The 23,065-nt window shown below is 28.2% G+C and carries 18 protein-coding genes and 3 tRNA genes; 9 read left to right on the plus strand and 12 right to left on the minus strand.

Going from position 1 to position 23,065, the window contains the following annotated elements; translation table 11 throughout:
• The 3 genes from ACH2BO_RS02555 to ACH2BO_RS02565 all read right to left on the minus strand — a co-directional run.
• On the minus strand, positions 1-1,306 hold a 1,306-nt coding region (locus ACH2BO_RS02555; RefSeq protein ID WP_395043193.1), incomplete at its 3' end, for a 4Fe-4S dicluster domain-containing protein.
• Between the two features lie 13 nt (positions 1,307-1,319).
• A complete protein-coding gene (locus tag ACH2BO_RS02560) occupies positions 1,320-2,273 on the minus strand; it encodes an MlaD family protein (RefSeq protein ID WP_395043194.1) in 954 nt (317 codons plus the stop codon).
• A 30-nt stretch (positions 2,274-2,303) separates the two neighbouring features.
• The gene (locus ACH2BO_RS02565; RefSeq protein ID WP_395043195.1) at positions 2,304-3,458 is read right to left on the minus strand and encodes an N-acetylmuramoyl-L-alanine amidase; all 1,155 of its coding nucleotides are present in this window, start codon (positions 3,456-3,458) and stop codon (positions 2,304-2,306) included.
• Between the two features lie 83 nt (positions 3,459-3,541).
• Between ACH2BO_RS02565 and ACH2BO_RS02570 the strand changes: the two genes are divergently transcribed.
• Entirely contained in the window at positions 3,542-6,280 is a 2,739-nt protein-coding gene (locus tag ACH2BO_RS02570) for a putative LPS assembly protein LptD (protein ID WP_395043196.1), read from the plus strand.
• A gap of 37 nt (positions 6,281-6,317) precedes the next feature.
• On the plus strand, positions 6,318-6,698 hold the full coding sequence (locus ACH2BO_RS02575; RefSeq protein ID WP_395043197.1) for a RidA family protein: 381 nt from the start codon (positions 6,318-6,320) through the stop codon (positions 6,696-6,698).
• A gap of 221 nt (positions 6,699-6,919) precedes the next feature.
• On the opposite strand, the gene ACH2BO_RS02580 is transcribed toward ACH2BO_RS02575, so the two are convergent.
• The 5 genes from ACH2BO_RS02580 to ACH2BO_RS02600 form a co-directional block, all read right to left on the minus strand.
• The gene (locus tag ACH2BO_RS02580) at positions 6,920-7,294 is read right to left on the minus strand and encodes a methylglyoxal synthase (protein ID WP_395043198.1); all 375 of its coding nucleotides are present in this window, start codon (positions 7,292-7,294) and stop codon (positions 6,920-6,922) included.
• A gap of 90 nt (positions 7,295-7,384) precedes the next feature.
• Positions 7,385-8,236: a BadF/BadG/BcrA/BcrD ATPase family protein gene (locus ACH2BO_RS02585; protein WP_395043199.1), complete on the minus strand. Its 852-nt coding sequence runs from the start codon at positions 8,234-8,236 to the stop codon at positions 7,385-7,387.
• 90 nt (positions 8,237-8,326) lie between these two features.
• Positions 8,327-9,337, minus strand: coding sequence for a type I glyceraldehyde-3-phosphate dehydrogenase (gap, locus tag ACH2BO_RS02590; RefSeq protein WP_395043200.1), 1,011 nt, complete (start codon positions 9,335-9,337; stop codon positions 8,327-8,329).
• 80 nt (positions 9,338-9,417) lie between these two features.
• Positions 9,418-10,404: a 6-phosphofructokinase gene (gene pfkA, locus ACH2BO_RS02595; RefSeq protein WP_395043201.1), complete on the minus strand. Its 987-nt coding sequence runs from the start codon at positions 10,402-10,404 to the stop codon at positions 9,418-9,420.
• A gap of 154 nt (positions 10,405-10,558) precedes the next feature.
• Positions 10,559-15,085 (minus strand): translocation/assembly module TamB domain-containing protein, encoded by a 4,527-nt coding sequence (locus tag ACH2BO_RS02600; RefSeq protein ID WP_395043202.1) that lies wholly within the window; start codon positions 15,083-15,085, stop codon positions 10,559-10,561.
• 109 nt (positions 15,086-15,194) lie between these two features.
• On the opposite strand from ACH2BO_RS02600, the gene tsaD reads away from it, so the two are divergent.
• The 7 genes from tsaD to ACH2BO_RS02635 all read left to right on the plus strand — a co-directional run bounded on the left by tsaD (position 15,195) and on the right by ACH2BO_RS02635 (position 21,591).
• Positions 15,195-16,217 (plus strand): tRNA (adenosine(37)-N6)-threonylcarbamoyltransferase complex transferase subunit TsaD, encoded by a 1,023-nt coding sequence (gene tsaD / locus ACH2BO_RS02605; RefSeq protein WP_395043203.1) that lies wholly within the window; start codon positions 15,195-15,197, stop codon positions 16,215-16,217.
• A gap of 3 nt (positions 16,218-16,220) precedes the next feature.
• Entirely contained in the window at positions 16,221-16,925 is a 705-nt protein-coding gene (locus ACH2BO_RS02610; RefSeq protein WP_395043204.1) for a 16S rRNA (uracil(1498)-N(3))-methyltransferase, read from the plus strand.
• A gap of 4 nt (positions 16,926-16,929) precedes the next feature.
• A complete protein-coding gene (locus ACH2BO_RS02615) occupies positions 16,930-17,568 on the plus strand; it encodes a DUF4159 domain-containing protein (RefSeq protein WP_395043205.1) in 639 nt (212 codons plus the stop codon).
• Positions 17,569-17,673: 105 nt separating this feature from the next.
• A complete protein-coding gene (locus ACH2BO_RS02620) occupies positions 17,674-18,630 on the plus strand; it encodes a zinc metalloprotease (protein WP_395043206.1) in 957 nt (318 codons plus the stop codon).
• Positions 18,631-18,709: 79 nt separating this feature from the next.
• A complete protein-coding gene (locus ACH2BO_RS02625) occupies positions 18,710-19,801 on the plus strand; it encodes an AI-2E family transporter (protein WP_395043207.1) in 1,092 nt (363 codons plus the stop codon).
• 42 nt (positions 19,802-19,843) lie between these two features.
• Entirely contained in the window at positions 19,844-21,028 is a 1,185-nt protein-coding gene (locus ACH2BO_RS02630) for a class I SAM-dependent methyltransferase (protein ID WP_395043208.1), read from the plus strand.
• Positions 21,028-21,591, plus strand: a complete 564-nt coding sequence (locus tag ACH2BO_RS02635; RefSeq protein ID WP_395043209.1) for a hypothetical protein — start codon at positions 21,028-21,030, stop codon at positions 21,589-21,591. The genes ACH2BO_RS02630 and ACH2BO_RS02635 overlap by 1 nt, the downstream gene beginning before the upstream one ends.
• Here the strand turns inward: ACH2BO_RS02635 and ACH2BO_RS02640 are convergent, their stop codons facing one another.
• The 4 genes from ACH2BO_RS02640 to ACH2BO_RS02655 form a co-directional block, all read right to left on the minus strand.
• Positions 21,592-22,350 carry a M15 family metallopeptidase gene (locus ACH2BO_RS02640; RefSeq protein WP_395043210.1) on the minus strand — a complete coding sequence of 253 codons (759 nt, stop codon included), beginning with the start codon at positions 22,348-22,350 and terminating at the stop codon, positions 21,592-21,594.
• 52 nt (positions 22,351-22,402) lie between these two features.
• Positions 22,403-22,476 (minus strand) — tRNA-Arg (locus ACH2BO_RS02645).
• A 28-nt stretch (positions 22,477-22,504) separates the two neighbouring features.
• A tRNA-Pro gene (locus tag ACH2BO_RS02650) sits at positions 22,505-22,579 on the minus strand.
• A 13-nt stretch (positions 22,580-22,592) separates the two neighbouring features.
• Positions 22,593-22,679 (minus strand) — tRNA-Ser (locus tag ACH2BO_RS02655).
• Between the last annotated feature and the right edge of the window lie 386 nt (positions 22,680-23,065).

Genomic DNA, 23,065 nt, shown 5'->3' on the forward strand with positions numbered 1-23,065 from the left:
CTTGTTGGTTGTATTGCCATGGCGCACCATTATTTTCTATATTGGTCATCATTGCATTTAATGATTGTGGCGCAGCACTTTGTTCCATCACTAAAAATCTTCTCATATCGATTATTATTGATAACGGACTTATATTTACTGGACATTCTTCTACACAAGCGTTACATGATGTGCAAGCCCAAAGTTCTTCGGCAGTGATGTAATTGTTTAATAACGAAATATTATCTGGAATAAATACTCCTTTATTTTTGTCAATATTTCTTCCTACTTCTTCCATTCTATCTCTTGTGTCCATCATAATTTTTCGTGGAGATAGTTTTTTTCCTGTTTGACTAGCAGGACAAGCCGAAGTACAACGACCACATTCGGTACAAGTATAAGCGTTTAATAATTGTACCCAATTTAAATCTTGAATATCACTTGCGCCAAATTTACTTTGAGCTGCATCAACATCAACTGGTTGTGCAGCAAATGGATCAGTGTTTGGATCCATCATTAACTTTACTTCATTGGTAACGCTTTCTAGGTTATCAAATTGTCCTTTTGGATGTAAATCTGCAAAATAAGTATTTGGAAATGCTAATAATATATGCAAATGTTTAGAAAAATATAAATAATTTAGAAATATTAAAATGATTATTATATGCATCCACCAAAAAGTTCTTTCGAGCATATAAACCAATTGAATACTCATTCCATCAAATAAAGGTGAAAGAAACTGAGAAATAGGAAATGAACCAGCTTTTTCATAATGACCAAATACTTCAGGCAAATTTTGAAGATGTAAATCGGCTGCATTCATTAATAGAAACAATGACATCAATACAACTTCAAAATATAAAATATAATTGGCATCTTTTTTTGGTTTTCCTTTTAAATCTGAACTTGCAAAACGTTTCAATTTTGTTACGTTTCTTCTAATCCAAAAAACTATAACTGCAATTAATACTAATAGTGCTAAAATTTCAAATGATGCAATTAATAAATCATAAAATCCATTCATAAATGAAAACACTCTGTGTGTATCAAAAAGCCCATCAATAATAATTTCTAATAATTCTATATTGATGATTACAAAACCAATATAAACAATTATATGAAGTATTCCTGCAACTGGTCTTTTTATCATTTTAGATTGCCCTAGAGCAATCATAGCCATGTTTTTCCATCTAGCAGATGAATTGTCTGAACGGTTTACATCTTTTCCTAAATTGATGTTTCGAATTATTTTTTTTACATTATTTGCAAAATATCCAAAACCAATAATTAGTAGAATTGCGAAGAATATATTATCTAAAAAACTCATAAAAAGTTGGGTTTTATTTTTTTATTGTATCATTTACAGGTTGAACGTATGGTTTATTTTTCTTTCCAAAAAGTGAAACATTTACATATCTTGTTGGGTACAATCTTAAATCTTGCAATAATAATTCTAATTCTTTAGATGTTTTGGTAAAACTATTATACATTGTTTCATCTTTTATTAATTTACCCATTGTGCCTTTACCGGATTGAATATCTGACATTAATTTATCAACGGTTACAAGAGTTTTTTCAAGATTTTTTACAGTTTTACCAAGTTCTAATTTGGCTAAAGAATCAGATACTTTAGAAAAATTTGCTGATGTTTTTTCAAAATTAGTCATTGTGTTTCCAATTTTAGATTTATTGTCTGCCAACATTGTATTTACACTTTTAGAAGCACCTTTAAATTCTAATAAAACTTCATTAAGATTTGCTAAACTTGCACGCAAATTCTCTTTAGATTTAACATCTAAAACTTGATTTACATTAACCAACATTGTGTTTGCATTGTCAAGCAGCATTTCGATTTTAGCTTTCAACGGAACTAGTTGTGATGCTAATTCATCAGTCAATCCTAATTTGCTTGATGATTTTAAATAATCACCATTTTCTATTAGATTATTGTCATTTAGATTTGGTATAATTGCAAGTTGCTTTCCACCAATTGGACTTGGCGCATAAAGTTCGGCAATACTTGATTTTGCAATTTTATAATCTCCATCAATTTGCATTTCTACAATTGATTTAAATTTTTCATTTAGATTGATAGAATTTACTTTTCCAATAGTTTTTCCATTAATAGTAACTGGTGAAGAAGTTGCTAAACCTTCTACATTATCATAAATAACATAGATAGTTTTATAATTTGTAAATAAATCTCTTCCTTTTAAAAAGCTATAACCCCAAATAAATAATAATATGGCTGATATAACTAGAATTGCGGTTTTAATTTCTCTTGATAATTTCAAAATATAGTTTTTTTATACAAAATTAGTGATTTATTTTATTGCGTCTTGCACATTTATGCTATTACCATCTTTAAAAGCTATAAGAAAAGCTGTGCTGTATCCTTTAGTTTTTGCTTCTTGAAGTAGTTTTTTTGCTTCTTCATAACTTGATGTTGCACCATACATGTATTTATACAATCCATTAGTAGAAGAACTAGATATGTTTTTTAATCCTTTGAAATTACTTGGTGACAAATTAAGTTTTTTTGTGCTTGCAGATAATTGAACCTTAAAAACTATTCCTTTTTCATCAATAGAATTTACAACTTGCTCAATAACTTCTGTCTTTTTTACTGTGTCCGGTTTTTTAATTTCTTCAACTGGCTTTTCATAAATTCTTCTAATTGGTTTTTCAACTACTGGTTCGTTTGTAACTTCGCCAAAAAATTCTTTTTTATAACTTACAATGGCTTCTGCAATTGCCTGAGCAGTATCATTTTGACCTTGCTCTGAATCTAATCTTTCTCCTTCATCTTTATTAGAAATAAATCCCATTTCTATTAAAACTCTTGGCATATAAGCTTTGTGAAGTACCATAAATGGAGCTTGTTTAACACCTCTATTTTTTAAACCCATATCATTTGCAAAATTTTCTTGAATTTTTCCTGCCAAAGCAATGCTGTTTTCTAGATACTCTTCTTGCATTAATGTCATTCCTAATAAAGATTCTGGAGCATTTGGATCATAACCTTCATATTTTTGTTTATAATCTTTTTCTAAAGTTATAACCGAGTTTTCTTTCTTAGCAGCTTCAAGATTAGAGGCGTTTTTAGTTAAACCCATAACATAGGTTTCTGTTCCATCTGCAGCAGTATTTTTATTTGCATTGCAGTGAATTGAAACAAAAATATTTGCATCTGCTCTGTTAGCAATGTTAGCTCGTTCAACTAAATCTATAAAAACATCAGTTTTACGAGTATAATTAACATCTATATTTGGATTTTTTTCTAAAATCTTTCCAACTTTTAACATTACGGCCAAAGCAATGTTTTTTTCAACATGACCATGATAGGTTGCGCCAAAATCATGTGCGCCATGACCAGCATCTAGTGTTACTTTAAACTTATTAGATTGTGAGAATGAATTATTTATACCTAAAAGAAAAAGTAATGTAAGTAATAAATTGATTCTATTTTTAATTTTCATAATTATAAAAGTTAATTTTAATTAAAACTGCAAGGTTTTAAAATTATTATTTATCTATTTTTGACAAATAATAATATGTAAGTTTGGCTGTCCAAAAATCAAGCCATATTTTTACAAAAATAGCATTTAAACCTTTGCGTACAAACTTATTTTATATCGTTTTATTAGCATATTTCCTAACAATTGGAAGTGGGAAATTATATTCGCAAGAATTACCTAAAAAAAAGCAGAGTTTTCCTTCTAATAATCAGCAAACTAAGCCAAAAGATAATCCAACTATTACACCCGAAAAAACTGAAGTTGTTGTAACAAAAATTGATACTATAAAATTAGATTCTTTAAAAAATAAAAAATCGGTTCTTGAAGGTAAAGTAAAATATAAAGCAAAAGAATATGCAAGGTTTGATCAAAAGAAAAAACTTCTAACTTTAAATGATGGCGCAGAATTATATTATTTAGATTATGAATTAAAAGCTGGGATAATTGTTTTTGATTATCAAAAAAATGAGGTTTATGCTGGTAGACTAAAGGATTCTACTGGTAAATATGTTCAGTTACCAGTTTTTAAACAAGGTCAAAATGTTATTGAACCCGATTCGATTCGATTTAATTATAAAACAAAGAAAGCATTGGTTTGGAATTCTAGAACAGAGCAAGGTGAATTTAGAATAAAAGCTGAAATCACTAAAAAAGAAAATGACTCGGTTTATTTTATGAAAGGTGCACGATTTACAACATCTAAAGATATTGAAAATCCTGAATATTATTTTTATACTTCTAAAGTAAAGTTTGTTCCTGGAAAAAAAGTTGTGGTTGGACCAACAAATCTAGTTATTGCTGATGTTCCAACTCCGTTATTACTTCCATTTGCGTTTTTTCCTATGACAGAAAAAAGTCGTTCTGGAGTGATTATTCCTAATTATAATTATACATCTCAACGAGGTTATACGCTTCAAAACGGTGGTTATTATTTTGCTTTAAGCGATAATTATGACTTGGCAGTTCTAGGAGATTATTATACAAATGGTAGTTATGGAGTGCGTTTCGAATCAAGATATGCCAAAATGTATCAATTTTCTGGAAATTTTAATTTGAGATTCGAGAATCTTATCAATAGTGAACGTGGTTATCCTGATTATTCTAAAACTAAAATTTATAATATTCAATGGTCACATTCTAAAGATGGAAAATCTAATCCTAATTCTAGATTTTCTGCCTCGGTAAATTTAGGAAGTAGCAAATACTTTCAACAGTCACTAAATCAAGTTAATGTAAGTTCAACATTAAATAATACTTTAAGTTCTTCAATATCCTATTCTAAAACTTTTAATACTCTTCCTCAAGTTAATTTATCATTAACAGCAACTCATTCTCAAAACACACAAACTCAAATAATTAATATGACTTTGCCAACATTACAGGTAAGTGTTGATAGAATTTTTCCTTTTGCTCCAAAAGATGGTGTAAAAAAAGGATTTTTTAAAAATATTAATCTTCAATATAATGTAAGAGGCGAAAACAGAATTGAAACTACAGATTCGTTATTTTTTAAATCAGAAATGTTTAAAAACGCACTTGCTGGTTTTCAACATTCGATTCCTTTGAGTACAAATTTTAAAATTTTTAAATATTTTAGTGCTTCAACATCGTTTAATTATAATGAAACATGGCAGTTAAAAACAATTAGAAAAGAGTTTAATCCTTTTATAAATGAAGTTGAAAACATTGATGTAAATGGTTTTGATGCTTTTAGAACCTATTCGGTTTCAAACAGTATTGGAACAACCGTTTATGGAACATTTAATTTTGGAGAAAACAAAAAAATAAAATCAATTAGACATATTGTTAGACCAAATATTTCACATAGTTATACACCAAGTTTCGAAAAATATTATGATACCTATGCTACAGATGGAAGCGGTACAATGATAAAAGAATATACTAGATTTGAAGGAGGATTGTTTGGTCAGCCAGGAAAAAATTATTCTAATAATATTGGAATTGGAATTAGCAACACCTTTGAAGCCAAAGTAACCGATAGAGATTCTACTAAAACAGAACCTAAAAAAATCATGCTAATAAATAATTTAAATTTTTCTACGAGTTATGATTTGGCTGCCGATTCATTACGTTGGGCACCAATGAGAGTTAGTGGTGGAACACAATTGTTTAAACAAAAAATGAATATCAACTTTGCTGCAACTTTAGATCCTTATGCAATTGATAATAATGGAAGAAGAATCGAAATGTTTAATATTGATAATGGCGGAAGTCTTTTTAGATTATCAAGTGCCAATATGAATTTAAGTTACTCGCTTGCAAGTAGTGATGGAAATAAAGACAAAAAAAATAAACAAGGTGCAAGAAATGGCGGTCGAGAAGACGATTTATTTGGTACAAACACAGATTTTAGTGATAGAAGAGAAAGTCAGTTTGGTGATAAAGACGATGGAGAAGAAGAAGAATTTTCTGGATTTTATAATTCTAAATTGCCTTGGGATATTAATTTTGCCTATTCATTAACTTTTAGTAATAATAAGCGTGAAAATGAAATTGTAAATAATACAGTAATGATATCTGCAAATACAAGTTTAACCACCAAATGGAAAGTTGGAGTATCTACAGGTTATGACTTTGTAAGACATGGAGTTACTTTTACACAACTACGGCTTGAAAGAGATTTATTGAGTTGGCGAATGGATTTTAATTGGGTACCGTTTGGAGATTATACTTATTGGGGATTTTTTATTGGAATAAAAGCTAGCGTTTTGAGCGATGTTAAATGGGATAAACGTTCAATTCCTGATAGAAATTTAAGATAAAAAATAGAACATTGATATTGAACTAATTTCAAAATATATGAAAAAAATTATTTTTACAGATAAAGCTCCAGCACCAATTGGTCCATATAATCAAGCTGTTTTAATTGGAAATACTTTATATACATCTGGACAAATTGCTTTGAATCCAACAACTATGGAATTGGTTCTTGATGATATAGAAACCGAAACCAAACAAGTAATGGAAAACATGAAAGCTGTTCTTGAAGCTGCTCAAATGACTTTTGATAACATAGTAAAAACTACAATATTTATTATGGATATGAATGATTTTGCAAAAATAAATTCTGTTTATGCAAGTTATTTTGACGAAAAAACTGCTCCAGCTAGAGAAACCGTTCAAGTTGCTGGTTTACCTAAAGGTGTAAATGTTGAAATTTCTATGGTTGGAGTGATGTAGATTAAACTACTAAAAAATCATGTTTATATTTTCTAAAACGGATAACTCCTTTAAATACTTAGGTAAAACCCTATTTAATTGAATTAAGAATTATAGAATTTTACTCTGTTGAAATAGTCGAATTATTTCAAACAGTTATGTTCTAATTCAACTCAACAATAATTTTTAATATAATAAATGACAAAAGACGCTTTAATCTAGTGTCTTTTAATATTTATTATTTATTTCATTTCATCAATTCCTAATAATAATAGTTGTGCTGTGGCTTCGTTGGTCGCTAATGGAATATTGTGAACATCACAAATTCTTATTAGCATATTTATATCTGGTTCATGAGGATGACTAGAATTTGGATCTTTAAAGAAAAGTACCATTTTAGTTTTTCCTTCGGCAACTCTTGCTGCAATTTGAGCATCACCACCAAGTGGTCCAGAAAGCATTTTTTTAACTTTAAATCCAGCTATTTCTGCTTTAGTTCCAGTTGTTCCTGTAGCAACAAGTTTTATATTTTCTTTGTGTAGAATTTCCTTGTTTTTATTTAGAAACTGGACCATATCGGCTTTTTTTCCATCGTGAGCTATTATTGCTATTTCCATATATTTTTGCGAGTTTGTGAAGCAATCTCAATTTATTAATTAGATAATGCAAAAATAAAAAAAACCAGACTTAATCGTCTGGTTTCAATATTATTTATTCATTACATGGTAAGCAATTAATCCATCTATTGGACGTCGAAGTACATTGCCAATTTTAATTCCATGTTTTGTTAGTGTTTCTTCTAATTCATCTTTTAAATAAAAAGCAATTGAACCAACAAAATGAACTGGAATTTTAGTACATTCTTCAAATTGTTTTATGTAGTTTTCAACAAAGTCTTCAAGTTCTGCATAAATATATTGTTTGCAGAAATCGGTATCTTTATGTTTAATTAAGAACTTTGCAAAAGTTGCTAAATAAGCATTAGGATTTGGTTCTTTGTATAAATTATTTTTAATATAATCAGGTTCTACATTGTATTCTTCTTGAAATTCTTTGGCTAATTCTTTGGGCATTTTATTAAAATAATAACCACGTAACAAATGACGTCCAAAACGATTTCCAGAACAATCATCCATTGCAATGTAACCTAGAGATTGTACTTTTTGATGCAACACTTTACCGTCATAATAACTGCAATTAGAACCTGTACCAAGAATACAAACTATTGCTTGTTCATCTTTGGGAGTTGTTGCATAAACTGCGGCATAAGTATCTTCGTGAACTGTAACAAGAGCATTTGGAAAATACTTTCTAAATACATCTGCCAAAAAGTTTTTCATTCTATCTGTTCCGCAACCTGCACCATAAAAGAAAAGATTCGTAGCTTTATCTTTATTGTGAGAAATATCAAATTTATCATCTAGACGTGCAATAATTTCAGCTTTATCTAAAACTTCTGGGTTTAATCCTAAGGTTTGTGTTGTAAATAATACTTTTCCGTTATCATCTATTGCAATCCAATCGGCTTTGGTAGATCCACTATCAACTAATAATTTCATATTTTAAGAGTATAGAAAAAAGAATATAGAAAAGAGAGCAAAATATAGAAAAATCTATTCTCAATATTCTATTCTCTTTTTTCTTTTATGTTATTTTAATCCTGCTATGTGAACTGACAAATCAATTAATTTACTTGAATATCCATATTCGTTATCATACCATGAAATAATTTTGAAAAAAGTTGAATTTAATCCAATTCCTGCTTTGGCATCAATAATAGAAGTTCTAGAATCTGATATAAAATCTTGAGAAACTACATCATCTTCGGTATAGCCAAGAATTCCTTTTAATTCGTTTTCTGAAGCTTTTTTTAGTATAGCCATTATTTCATCATAAGTTGTTTCTTTGGCAACTTTAACAGTTAAATCTACACAAGAAACGTCTGCTGTTGGAACTCGCATTGACATTCCTGTTAGTTTTCCGTTTAATTCTGGAATTACTTTTCCAACTGCTTTTGCTGCTCCAGTTGATGATGGAATCATGTTTAATAATGCTGAACGACCACCACGAAAATCTTTTCTTGATGGACCATCAACTGTAAGTTGTGTAGCTGTTGTAGCATGAATTGTAGTCATTAATCCTTCTACAATACCAAAATTATCATTAATAACTTTAGCTAAAGGTGCTAAACAATTTGTAGTACAAGAAGCGTTCGATACAATTGTATCAGCAGCAGTTGCTTTGGTATGATTTACACCCATAACAAACATTGGAGCATCTGCAGAAGGTGCAGAAATAACTACTTTTTTTGCTCCACCATCTATATGATATTGAGCCGTTTCTAATGTTGTAAAAATACCTGTACATTCTGCAACTACATCAACATCAACATCTTTATCATCCCATTTAATTAATTTTGGATCTCTTTCTGCTGTTACTCTAATAAATTTATCGTTTACATATAATTTACCGTCTTTTACTTCTACTTTTCCTGCAAAACGACCATGAACTGAATCATATTTTAATAAGTAAGCCAAATGATCTACATCTAATAAATCGTTAATTGCAACTACTTCTATGTTATCTCTGTTGAATGATTCTCTAAATACTATTCTTCCTATTCTACCGAAACCGTTTATTCCTAATTTTACTTTTGACATTCTTTTAATTGTTAAAGTGGTAATTTGATTATTTGGCTATTTGTTCGAATTACCGAATAAACAAATAACCGAATTTACTTTTATGTTGACATTATATCTGATACTCTTAGTAATTCTCTATCTATTTCTGAATTTCCTTTAATTGCTTGTTCTAATGGAGTTAATTCAACTTTATCATTTAATATTCCAACCATATAATTTGATTTTCCATCGAGCAAAGATTCTACTGCTTTTACTCCTAACCTACTTGCTAAAACTCTATCATAACATGATGGTGATCCGCCACGTTGCATGTGACCTAAAACTGAAACTCGAATATCATATTCTGGAAAATTTTCTTCGATATAATCTTTAAGTTCAAAAACGTTTTTTCCAATTTTATCTCCTTCAGCAATTACAACTATACTTGATGATTTTCCTGAAGCTTTACTCTTTTTTAAAGATTCTAACAGTCGTTCTAAACCTAAATCTTCTTCTGGAATAAGGATTTCTTCTGCACCAGCACCAATTCCTGCATTTAGTGCAATGTGTCCTGCATCTCTTCCCATAACTTCTACAAGAAAAAGTCTATTGTGAGAACTTGCAGTATCACGAATTTTATCGATACAATCAACAACTGTATTTAGCGCTGTATCAAAACCTAATGTGTGACTTGTTCCAAAAATATCATTATCAATTGTTCCTGGAATTCCCATTACTGGAAAATCAAATTCATTATTAAAAATTTCAGCACCTGTAAAAGTTCCATCACCACCAATAACTACTAATGCATCTATTTGAAATTTTGATAAATTATTGTGTGCTTTTTCGCGACCTTCTTTAGTCATAAATTCTTTAGAACGAGCCGATTTTAGAATTGTACCACCTTTATTAATAATATTATTGACTGATCTTGGTCCCATTTCTTTAAAATCTCCTTCAATCATTCCTTGATAACCTCTATAAATACCAACACATTCTACGTTGTGAAAAGCGCAAGTACGAACTACAGAACGAATAGCTGCATTCATTCCTGGAGAATCTCCTCCAGAGGTAAGCACACCTATTTTTTTTATCGTTTTTGACATTATTTTATGTTTTAAAATGTAAATTTAGCAAAGAATATGCATATAAAGTACTTGATTTTTACCATATTGATAAAATTGGCAAAATTCAATCGTTTTCGTTGATAAGTTTTAAGTTTTTTTGAAAACTATTAAAAGAATTAGTAAAAATAATTATTTAATCGTCTTTTGGTAGTGCTTCTTGATTGGGTTTGGAAATTTCGTCTGATGATTTTTTATCATCTTTATCTTTTTCATTAATTTGAATATAATCTGGTAATAAATTAGAATCGTCGATATTATTATTAGATTTATTAACTTTTTCTATTTTATGTTTTGTAAAAATTTTATTTACTAATTCTTTAAATGTATCAAAATCAACTTCATAATTCATACCAATTCCTTGAGTATATCCAACACCTTGACCAATATAATTAATTTCATTTTCACGATTAAAAACTCTTAGATTTAATGTTCCGTCATCGTTTACTCTATATTCTAATTCAAAGTTTCCAACAACAGCTGTTTCAGATACGCCACCAGTTGGTACACCAATTTTACCATTTATTGTGATTCGTTCATTAATTTTAGTCGAAAGTGTTACTCCAAATCGTCCATCAGATTCTAATCCAGGTGTTTTGTCTCCTTGAACATAATCAAAACCAAGTTGCAACTTTCCGTCAGTATCATTAAATAAATCACTAAATAAAACTCCAGCTTTTTCAAATGCAAAATTTGTATACTGGGATTGGCTTAATCCATCTTGACTCAAGAATCCTCCAGTTGATAATAAATATAATGCTTGGGTTTGTCTTGTGTCTTTATCGTCTAGTTTAGTTTGTATTTCAGATTTTAATATTGAACTTACTCTTGGGAAATTAATATTAAAATCGGGTTCTGGGTTTTTAATTGTACCTTTTACATCAATACTTACTTCTACATCTATCTTTTTATTAAAGGATGAATTATTTATAAGTACAGCTGGATTTGCAGTTGTTTTATAGATTGCTTCTAAATCTAGAACTGCTTTAAATGGATCACCTTCCCAAACTATATTACTGTTTTGTTTTACATCAAATTTTTTGTCGATTATTCCACCATATTTAAAATTATATGTTCCTTTATCTACAACAAAATCACCATACATTTCAAACTTTCCTAGAGTATTAATTCTAAAAAGCAATCCTCCTTTTCCGCTTGCTTTCATGCCATGTCCAGAATCTCTATCAAGAATTACTTCAATATTGGCAACAGGTGTAATTTCGAAATCGAAATTCATTTCTAGTCCTTCATATCTTTTTTGTTGAACAATTATATTTTTGTCTTTATTATATTTTTCTTTTTCTGTAATGAAATGAATATAACTGTTTTCGCCAACAGATTCAGCATCGTTTATAGGAATTTTAATATCTGTTCCTTTTTCAGATTCGGCTTTTACATCTATAACCAAAGCATTTGTTGGACCAGAAATTTTTGCGCTTCCGTTTATAAAAGCTGTTCCAAAGTATGCTGCATCTTCATTATCTTTAGTGTTTAATGCTAAAAGACGGTCAGAATCTATTCTTATATCTAATTTCCAATCGGCAAATTGTTTGTGTTGAATATATCCTTGTAAATTTCCTTCGGTTTTATATTTGGTATCGGTAATTGTGGTGGGTTGAATTATGAATTTATCTTTTGTAACATCAACAATTGAGTTGGGTTTTAGTAAATAATCTACATTAAGATAAGGAATTGTAAGTCCCGATTCGTCTACAAATAATCTTCCATTATAATCTACATTGTTTATATTTCCATCAATTCTAGCATTTCCAGAAACAAATCCTCTAATATTTGATAGTGCTTTTCCGCCAAGATTACTTAAAACTCCTAAATTAAATTTCTTAAAGTTTAAATCTAAATCTATTGCAGTTACTTCATTTGAAATTGCAAGATTTCCTTTGGCTTTGAAGGAATCAAAATTTTCATTTTCAATAACTGAGTCTATATTAAATTTAGAAAAACTATCGTTACCTTCAATGTTTAAATTCATTGTTCCAAGCTCATTATCATTTACAAAGAGATTAGAAATAGCTAATGATGCTGTTGGTTGATAAACTAAATTATTTTGCTTTAAAAAAACATCACCATTCAAATTTCCATCAAACTTAAATTGAGGAACATCTGGAGTTATCTTGTTTAAATTGACATCTTTAAAAGAAAGTTGCAAATCTTTGCTTGATTTTCCGTTTATAAATCCGTTGAGTTTTACTGATTGGTTTTCATGAGAAACTACAATGTCTTCAAAAGCAAAATTCTTTAAACTTTTATCAAAAACCACTTTGTTTTTATCGTTTTCTTCTTCGTTTAAATACCAAAGAAAATCCTTGAACATCATTTCTGACTTTCCAAATCCAATTACGTTTTTCTTTTCGCTATTTATAGTATGATATAAATTTAGGTTATAATAATCATTACCCAAATTTCCTCCTTTAAATTCTGTTCTAAAATTTAATGTATCATTTGATGTAACATTAATTAATGAAAAATCTCTTACTTTATAGTGTTTGGTTTTTATGCTATCCATTTGAATATAAGTATTATACAAAGGATTTTTGTTATCGATTTCTAATTTTACATTATCTAATTCAACATTAAAAGCATTTATTTTTATAGATTCAAAATTAAATTTAAAATCATTATCATTAGAATTTATACTACCAAACAATATTGATTCTGGTGCCATAGAAATTTCTGGACTTATAATTTCTACAATTTTATTAAAATCTTTAAAATTAAATTTTAAAAATTGATTCTTCTTGACACTATTTGGATTGTAATTGGTGTATAAACTTCCTAATGAATTTTGTATCATATTAGGAACTTGATTTAAATCAAATTTACCTTCAACTTCACCATCAATTCCTTCGGAAGATTTAATGGTTATTTTTCTTGTGTTTTCATTATCAAATGAGGAGTTAATTGCCAATTTATCAAAGAAATAAATATCTTTAGGATTTTGATATGAAGCGTTTGTGAGTGTTACTTCGCCAGTTAAATTGTTAACCGAATTTCCTCTTACTTTCATTACAACATCTCCTCTAAAAATAGATATAGAATCTTTAACAAAATTTAATTTTTTAAGATTTATATAGTCAACTGTTGCATGAAAATCATAAATATTTTCTTTTTTATTTAGGTTAACAATTCCGTCAAAATCTACAAATAAATTGGGATCATTTATACTTACTTTTCCATTAAAAAAAGGTTTTTTAAAACTTCCATCGGCAATAATATTTTGATAAGTATATCCGTTGTATTTTACACTTTTTACGTCGCCATTAAATTTTACATCCAAGTATTTTTCTGTAAATCCTTTTCCATCAACATCAATATCTAGTGAAACTTTACCTACATCTTTTCTGTTTAAAAATGTACCAATGTCAAAGTTATCTAATAAAATTGTTCCTGCATAGGTTGCATTATCAATATTATTAATATTTGTCATTACTAAATTTGAAACTACATTTCCTAATTTGGTATTAAGTGTGAAATCTGCATCTATAGTTTTTGTAGTAATCTCAGCATCGCCTTCAAGATTAAATTTACCTAATTTTTTGAGTGAAGTTGGCAATTTCTTTCCTAAAATATTTGGCAACAAAGCAGTTAAATCATCATAACTTGAAGAAACCTTATCAAAGGAACCTTTCATGTAGAATTCACCTTTATTTTTTTTAGCAAATAAATTTCTAAAAGACACATCACCAATTATTTGAGAATTTTTAGAGTCAATTAGATTTAATTTTTTAATAGTAAAATTATTTAAAGTACCATCAATTTTAGCATTTAAATTAAATTGTTGGTCTTTGGCAATTTCTTTATAAAAATATCGAATTTCGTTTGAAGCAATTGTAGCAGCATCAGTTTTAATATCAAAAATTACTTTGTTATTAAAATCTACAAAATCTTTTCTATCATATTTAAGAATAACTTTTCCTACAAATTTTGATTCTTTAGTTTTAAAATCAAGATTTTCAAGCTTTATATTAGTTTTAGTATAAGTAAATTTTGATTTTAAATTCTCAACCGTTAAACCTCTATGGTCAACAAAAGACATTTTTTCAATATTTGTTTTTACTTCCGGACCATATATTTCAAAATTTGTAATAACTGCATTAAGCTTAGAGAAATCAACGTTTTTAGGATCAGTTAGATTATCATCAAGTAATATAAATTTACTATTAGATAGCGTAATTTTTTCAGACTTCATTAAAAACTTTCGAGTACTTTTTTTTCCGTCTTCAAATGCTGCAATAAATTTATCTAAGCTTGTATCTTTTTGACCTTTATATGTTTTAATTTTTAAAGTTAAATCATCAGCATCAATTTTGCCAAACAGCAAATCACCATCCATAACTTTAGAAACATCTAATATACTTGTGTTTATTCTTTTAGCATATATTAAAGTGTCTTTTGCAAAATCTTTTATCATCACTTTTTTGAGCTGAACACCACCAAATATTGTAACTTCTACTTGTTCTACATTAATATCTGTGCCAAAATCTTTATTAAATTTATCAGTAATATAGTGTGCGATTTTAGTTTGAACCGAAGGCAAAGAAAGAGCAATACCAAGTCCTAACAAAATAATTATCAGTACAATAAGTGTACGAAAAACTATTTTTATAAAAGTCTTAAATTTAGTATTTGTGCTTTTTTCTTTCAAAATTGATTTAGCTATGAATAAGAAACCTTGAAAATAGTTACTTTTGTAAGCGATGTAAAATTAATCGTTTTATAGCGGTTTGTCAAATATAATTCAAAAATTATGCCTAATGTCTTACAATGACGTTTTTATTCTTGCCATAGAAAGTTCTTGCGATGATACTGCTGCTGCAGTTTTACAAAACGACAAAGTACTGTCAAATGTTGTTGCTGGTCAAAAAATTCATGAAGAATATGGTGGTGTTGTTCCAGAACTTGCATCGAGAGCACACCAACAAAATATTGTTCCTGTAATTGATATGGCGTTAAAAAAAGCCAATATTGATAAAACTCAACTTACTGCAATTGCATTTACTCAAGGTCCAGGATTAATGGGTTCATTACTTGTTGGAACTTCTTTTTCTAAATCTTTGGCAATGTCATTAGGAATTCCCTTAATAGCTGTAAACCACATGCATGCTCATATCTTGGCTCATTTTATAGACGAAGAAGGTTATGAAAAACCAGATTTTCCTTTTCTTGCATTAACAATTTCTGGTGGACATACTCAAATTGTAAAAGTTTCAAGTTTTTTTGACATGGAAATTATTGGACAAACTACAGATGATGCTGTTGGAGAAGCATTTGATAAATCGGCAAAAATCATGGGTTTACCTTATCCTGGTGGACCATTTATAGATAAATTTGCTAAAGATGGAAACCCTAAAAAGTTTTTATTTACTAAGCCAAAAGTGCCAAACCTAGATTTTAGTTTTTCTGGTTTAAAAACACAAATTTTATATTTTATTCAGAAAAATGTAGCAATAAATTCTAATTTTATTGAAGATAACAAAGCCGATATTTGTAGTTCTATTCAATATACAATTATTGAAATCTTGATCGATAAATTAAAATTGGCAGTTAATCAAACTGGAATTAATAGTATTGTAATTGGTGGTGGAGTTTCTGCAAATTCTGGCATTAGAAAAACATTAAAAGAAGCACAAGAAAAATATGGATGGAAAACATTTATACCAAAATTTGAATACACTACAGACAATGCTGCAATGATAGGAATTGTTGGTTATCAAAAATATTTACACCATAAATTTGATGATTATTCAGTAACTTCAAATGCACGAATTGAATTTTAAATTATGCAATTATTCTATACTAAAGATATAAACGACACTCAGTCTTCATTTGTTTTTGACAAGGAAGAGAGTAAACATATAATTAAAGTTTTACGTAAAAAAGAAAGCGATATTCTATTTGTAACCAATGGTTTAGGTTTTTTATTTAAAACTGAAATTACTTTGGCATCAGACACAAAATGTACCATTAAAATTTTATCGAATAAAAAACAAGCAGAACCAAATTATAATTTACATCTTGCTGTTGCTCCAACAAAAATGAATGAACGTTATGAATGGTTTTTAGAAAAAGTTACTGAAATTGGAATTCAAGAAATAACACCAATTATTTGTGAGCATTCAGAAAGAAAAATTATAAAAACAGATAGGTTTTTAAAGATTATAGAATCTGCAATGAAACAATCTTTACATTGTTATTTGCCAAAATTTAACGAACCTATTTCATATAAAGATTTTATTAAAAAAGAAATTAAAGGTCAAAAATTAATTGCCCATTGTGAAGAAACTAACAAAAAATCTTTGAAAAGTGAATTGAAAATTAATGATAATGTCACACTATTAATTGGTCCAGAAGGAGATTTTTCTTTAAAAGAAATTCAATTGGCTTTGGACAATAAATATATTGCAGTATCTTTGGGAAACACTAGATTAAGAACAGAAACAGCAGCAATTGTTGCATGTCATAGTGTAGTTTATGCTAACGAATAATTTTATGAGAAAATTTCTTTTACTATTGGTTTTATTTTCAATTTGTGGGTTTTCACAAGAAATTGCACTTCTAAAATATAATGGTGGTGGCGATTGGTATGCCAATCCTACTTCGCTACCTAATTTAATAAAATATGCAAATCAGACTATTAATACAAAAATAAAATCTAAGCCAGCAACTGTTGAACCAAGTAGTCCAGATTTATTTTCATATCCTTTTGTTCACATGACTGGTCACGGAAATGTAGTTTTTAGTGATGCAGATGTTTCAAACCTTAGAAACTACATGCTTTCTGGAGGATTTCTTCATATTGATGATAATTATGGTATGAACGAATTTATTGGAAAAGAAATTAAGAAAATATTTCCGAATAATGCTTTAATTGAGATTCCAGCAAATCATAAAATATTTCAATCTCCCAATGTTTTTTCTGGTGGATTACCAAAAATTCATGAACATGATGGAAAACGTCCACAAGCATTTGGAATTTTTGAAAATAATAGGTTGTTATTACTTTATACTTATGAATGTGATTTAGGTGATGGTTGGGAAGACGCAGAAGTAAATAATGATCCCAAAGAAGTTCGTGAAAAAGCTTTAAAAATGGGAGCGAATATTTTAAATTACATTTTTAGCAATTAATCAACATGTAGTTTATCGATTTGTTAATAACTTATAAGACATTCCTACAGATGCGCATTTATTTTATTATATAATTGCAGTATTATTAATCCGCAACCCTATTTTATGAAAAAAATTCTTTTAACAGCATCACTAATGGTAATGCTTTTTTCTTGTCAAAGTGAAGACTCAGAAAACACAGTAGCAAGCAAGTCTAATGCTCCTGCACACAGAGGTTGTGCATCACACGAAGTTCTTGAAAGACAACTTAAGGAAAATCCTGAATTGGCAATTAAGATGAATAAAATTGATGAATTTACAAATAATGCAATTTCTCAAGGTAGATTGGTTAATGGAAAAATAGAAATTCCTGTTGTAGTAAATGTTTTATACAAAACTGCAGCCGAAAATATTTCTCTTGCACAAATTCAATCTCAAATTGATGTTTTAAATCAAGATTTTAATGCAACAAACTCCGATTATAATCAAGTTCCAGCATTGTTTTCTGGAGTAAAAGCCAATGTTGGAATCACTTTTGTTTTAGATCAAGTAATTAGAAAATCTTCAACTAAAACTTCTTGGGGAACAGCAGATGCAATGAAAAAAACAAAACGTGGTGGATTAGATCCAACCTCACCAACTACAAAATTAAATCTTTGGGTTTGTACTATTGGTGGTGGAATTTTAGGTTATGCTCAATTTCCTGGTGGCGCTTCTGCAACTGATGGTGTTGTTTGTGATTCTAAATATTTTGGACTTTCTGGAGCAGCAAATTATCCTTATAATTTAGGTAGAACTGCAACTCATGAAGTTGGTCACTGGATGAATTTACGTCATATTTGGGGTGATGCAACTTGTGGTAGCGATTTAGTTTCAGATACACCAACACACAATACTGCAAATTATGGTGTTCCAGCTTATCCACATTATAGCACTTGTACTGGAACTCCAGTAGAAATGACTATGAATTATATGGATTATACAGATGATAGAGGAATGTATATGTTCTCTACAGGTCAAAAATCTAGAATGGAAGTTCTTTTTGTTTCTGGAGGTTCAAGATTTTCTTTTGGTCAACCATAAAAAATTTTAATTTATAATCTCAAAACTCGTTTACAATTGTAAACGAGTTTTTTTTTACATTTACATCAAATAAATTAATATGATTACATCTAAAATTATTGCAAACGGAATTTTAAGATCATTAGTAATAGTAACTACTACTCTTCTTCTACTCTATTTTATATATCAAATTCAAACTGTAATTATATATATTATTATAGCAATAATCTTTTCACTAATAGCAAATCCTGTAATTGAATTTTTAAGGAGACGTTTAAAATTCAATAATACTTTAGCAGTAATTTCAACACTAATTTTATTTGTTTTATTATTAATAGGATTAGTTTCTTTGTTTGTTCCCTTAATAACTTCACAAGGAAATAATTTATCACTTTTAGACACGAATGCAGTTCAATCAAGACTAATAAATTTATATGGTCAACTAAATATTTATTTAGATAAACACAATATAGATATCGAAAAGGTTTTAAAACAAGCCGATTTAACTTCTAAACTAAAATTTAATTATTTAACCAATTTCTTTAATTCTGTTATTGGCACCATCAGTAGTTTTGGCATTGGCTTAGTTTCAGTTTTCTTTATTAGTTTTTTTATTCTAAAAGATAAAGTGCAATTTATTGTTGGCGTTAAAAAAATATTTCCGGACAACCATGAAGATAAAATTATTAATTCTTTAGGGAAAATTCGTAATTTATTAACTCGATATTTTATTGGTTTAATAATTCAACTTACAATAATTTGCATATTATATCTTATAGTATTACTCATTTTTGGGGTAGAAAACGCTTTTGTAATAGCATTTTTATGTGCAATTTTAAACATCATTCCTTATGTTGGCCATTTAATTGGCTCAGTATTAGCCGGTATTTTAACCATGCTAAGCAATATTAACAATGATTTTCAAAGTGTAACTTTGCCAACTACAATTTATGTTATGATTGGTTTTTTTGCAGTTCAATTAATAGATAATAATTTAGCTTCTCCAATAATATTTTCAAAAAGCGTTAACTCTCATCCTTTAGAAATATTTTTAGTAATTCTTATAGTTGGAATACTTTTTGGAATCGTAGGAATGATAATTGCAGTGCCACTTTACACCATTTTAAAAGTTGTTGGGAAAGAATTTTTTCCCGATTTTAAAATTGTAAAAGCATTAACTAGAGATATTTAAATTTTTGAATATCATACTTGATATTTATAAAAATTAGCCAAAATGAAACTTAATTTGCTTTTAAAACCCGAAATTCAAGAATATATAATTAAAAATACAGGTCTTGCAATTAGTCATATTGCATTTCAAAAAAATCCTTTTCCAGAAATAGATTTTAAAATTTTATTAAACCAAATCGAAGCTCGAACCAAGTGTAAAGAAAAACTTTCAACTTGGTACAATAAAAAAAACATTATATATCCAATTAAGATTTCTGTTGAACAGACTTCATCAGAGATAACTGCCCAATATAAATCAGAATTAATTTCAGGTGATAGTGTTATTGATTTATCTGGTGGATTTGGAGTTGATGCTTACTATTTTTCGAAAAAAGTAAAACAAGTTGTTCATTGCGAAATCAATCAGGAATTATCAGAAATTGTTTATCATAATTTTAAACAATTAAATATTTTAAATTGCACTTGTATTCATGGAGATAGCACTGAAATTTTAACAAATTTATATCAAACATTCAACACTATTTATATTGACCCATCAAGGAGAAGTGATATAAAAGGAAAAGTTTTTATGCTAAAAGAATGTTTGCCAAATGTGGTTGAATTACAAGATTTTTATTATAAATTTTCAGAAAATATTTTAATAAAAACTGCGCCAATACTTGATATTACCGCAGGATTACTAGAATTAAAAAATGTTAAAACAATTCACATCGTTGCTGTAGATAACGAAGTAAAAGAATTGCTTTGGGAAATCAATAAAGATTATATTAATGAGATAACAATCAAAACTATTAATTTCAATAAACAAACCAAAGAAGTTTTTGATTTTAAATTAAGTTCAAATTCAAATTCAAACTATAGTTTGTCTAAAAAATTCCTTTACGAACCAAATAGTGCAATCATGAAATCAGGAGGTTTTTATGAAATTGGACAACGTTTTTCATTAGATAAATTACATCAACATTCACATCTATATACATCTGATGAAATAATTACTTTTCCTGGAAGAATATTTGAAATAGAAAAAGTTATAGATTATACTAAAATCGAAATGAAAACAAATCTTGAAAATAAAAAAGCCAATATTACAACTAGAAATTTTCCAGAAACTGTAGAAAACATTAGAAAAAAATGGAAAATTAATGATGGTGGAAATAAATATTGTTTTTTTACAACCGATATAAATAACAATAAAATTGTGTTAATTTGCACCAAAATAAATTCCTAATGAAAATATTAATTTTATCAATAACTATCTTATTTAGTTTAAACATCTTTGCCCAAAAAAACTGTGAATATGATATAAACGTTACAGATAGTATTGGAACATACAAATCAACTAAAGAAGAACTTGTTTATGAACGTTATTTTGGAAACAACAAAATTTCAGTATTCTTTTCTCTAATAAATGCCGAAGGATTACCATCTTTAAACTTGCAAATGATACAAAAAAATACTGAATTTATTTCGGCGAAATGTATCGATAAAAACTCTAAAATTTATTTGCAACTTGCCAATGGTAAGATAGTTACATTATTAGGGATGGATCAAGAAAGTTGCGGAAATTATATTAGAAATGAAAACGAAAACGTCAGAATACTTTCTGGATACTTTTTATTTATGAAAGATAGTTTTCAAGAATTAAAAAACTCACCAATTTCAATAATGAGAATAAAGTTTTCTGGTGAAACAGAAGATTATATTATTAAATCAGAATTAATTTCAGAATTAAATCAAAAAACCTATTATCCAGAAAATTATTTTATTAACAACCTAAAATGCATTGAATAGTTAGTCGCATTTCCATTTAAAATTAGCCAATTTATCTTGATTACTGTCCTGTAGATTATAATGCCACCATTCTGAATCAAAAGATTTAAAATTGTTTTTTATCATAATTTCTTTAAGTATTATTCTGTTTTTTAAAACATCCTCAGAAAGATTTTTATAATTATGACTTGCTTCAATACCAAAAAAATCAAAAGTTGTTCCCATATCTAATTCTTTTCCATCTTTATCAACCAAAGTTATATCTACTGCTCCACCACGATTATGTATTGAACCTTTAGCAGGATCAGCAACATATTCTGGATTAGAAACAATATTCCACATTTTTTTTTGAATATCCAATGGTCTGTAACAATCAAACAATTTAATTCTATATCCTCTTTCTAAAAAATCGTTGTTAGCATTGATTAACATTCGCACAGTTTTTAATCTTAAATAACACTCTTCACAGTCATACACTTTTGTTTTTAAAAAATTATCATTTGTTGCATATTTCATATCTAATAAAAAATCGTTACTATAATTTTTTAGATTTACAAAAGAAGTATCGCTAATTGCTTGAGATGTCACTATTAATATTTTATCAGAAACATTATTTACTGTATCATTTTTTTTTACAAAAATTTTAGAATCATTTTCAACAACAATAGGTTTAGTATTAGAAACAACAACTGTCTTTGATTTACAGCAAATAAATAATAAAATAAACAATAAAAAGAAGCTATTTTTAAACATTGTCATATCTAGAAATTTATTTGACAATTTAAGGTTTTTTTTTAAACAAAAAAACCATCGAAAATCGATGGTTTTTTTGTGATCTCAGAAGGATTCGAACCTTCGACCTACGCATTAGAAGTGCGTTGCTCTATCCAGCTGAGCTATGGAACCAAAATAGTTTTTAAATAACTATTAAAAGTCGGGGTGGCAGGATTCGAACCTGCGGCCTCCTGCTCCCAAAGCAGGCGCGATAACCGGGCTACGCTACACCCCGAAAAAAATAAAAGCGGAGAGTAAGGGATTCGAACCCTTGGTACAGTTCCCCATACGCATGTTTAGCAAACATGTCCTTTCGGCCTCTCAGGCAACTCTCCAAGTTCAATGAACGTAATCGTTTAAGCGGTTGCAAATGTAACTTTTCATTCTATATTTTACAACAAAACTTTCAATTTTTTTACACTTTTTTTAATTGTTTTTTAAAACCCCTCATTGTCAGATATATAGTTAAAAATAGATTTTATAATAAATATTAAGTTTCAATCAATAGAATAAAAAAATAATTCTAATATTGTTATTTATTAAATCGCTTATTTATGAAATCATTTTTATTTATATTTTTCTTTTTATGTTTTGGGATTTGTTACTCACAATCATATCAAACAAATTCTGGAAATATAAATGATTCTACTTTTGTAAATTTAAAGGATTATAGTAAAGAATTTGTTTATGAAATGAAATATGCAACTGTTAATAATTTTTT

Source organism: Flavobacterium sp. (genome assembly GCF_043773265.1).
In the GTDB taxonomy this organism is placed as follows: domain Bacteria; phylum Bacteroidota; class Bacteroidia; order Flavobacteriales; family Flavobacteriaceae; genus Flavobacterium.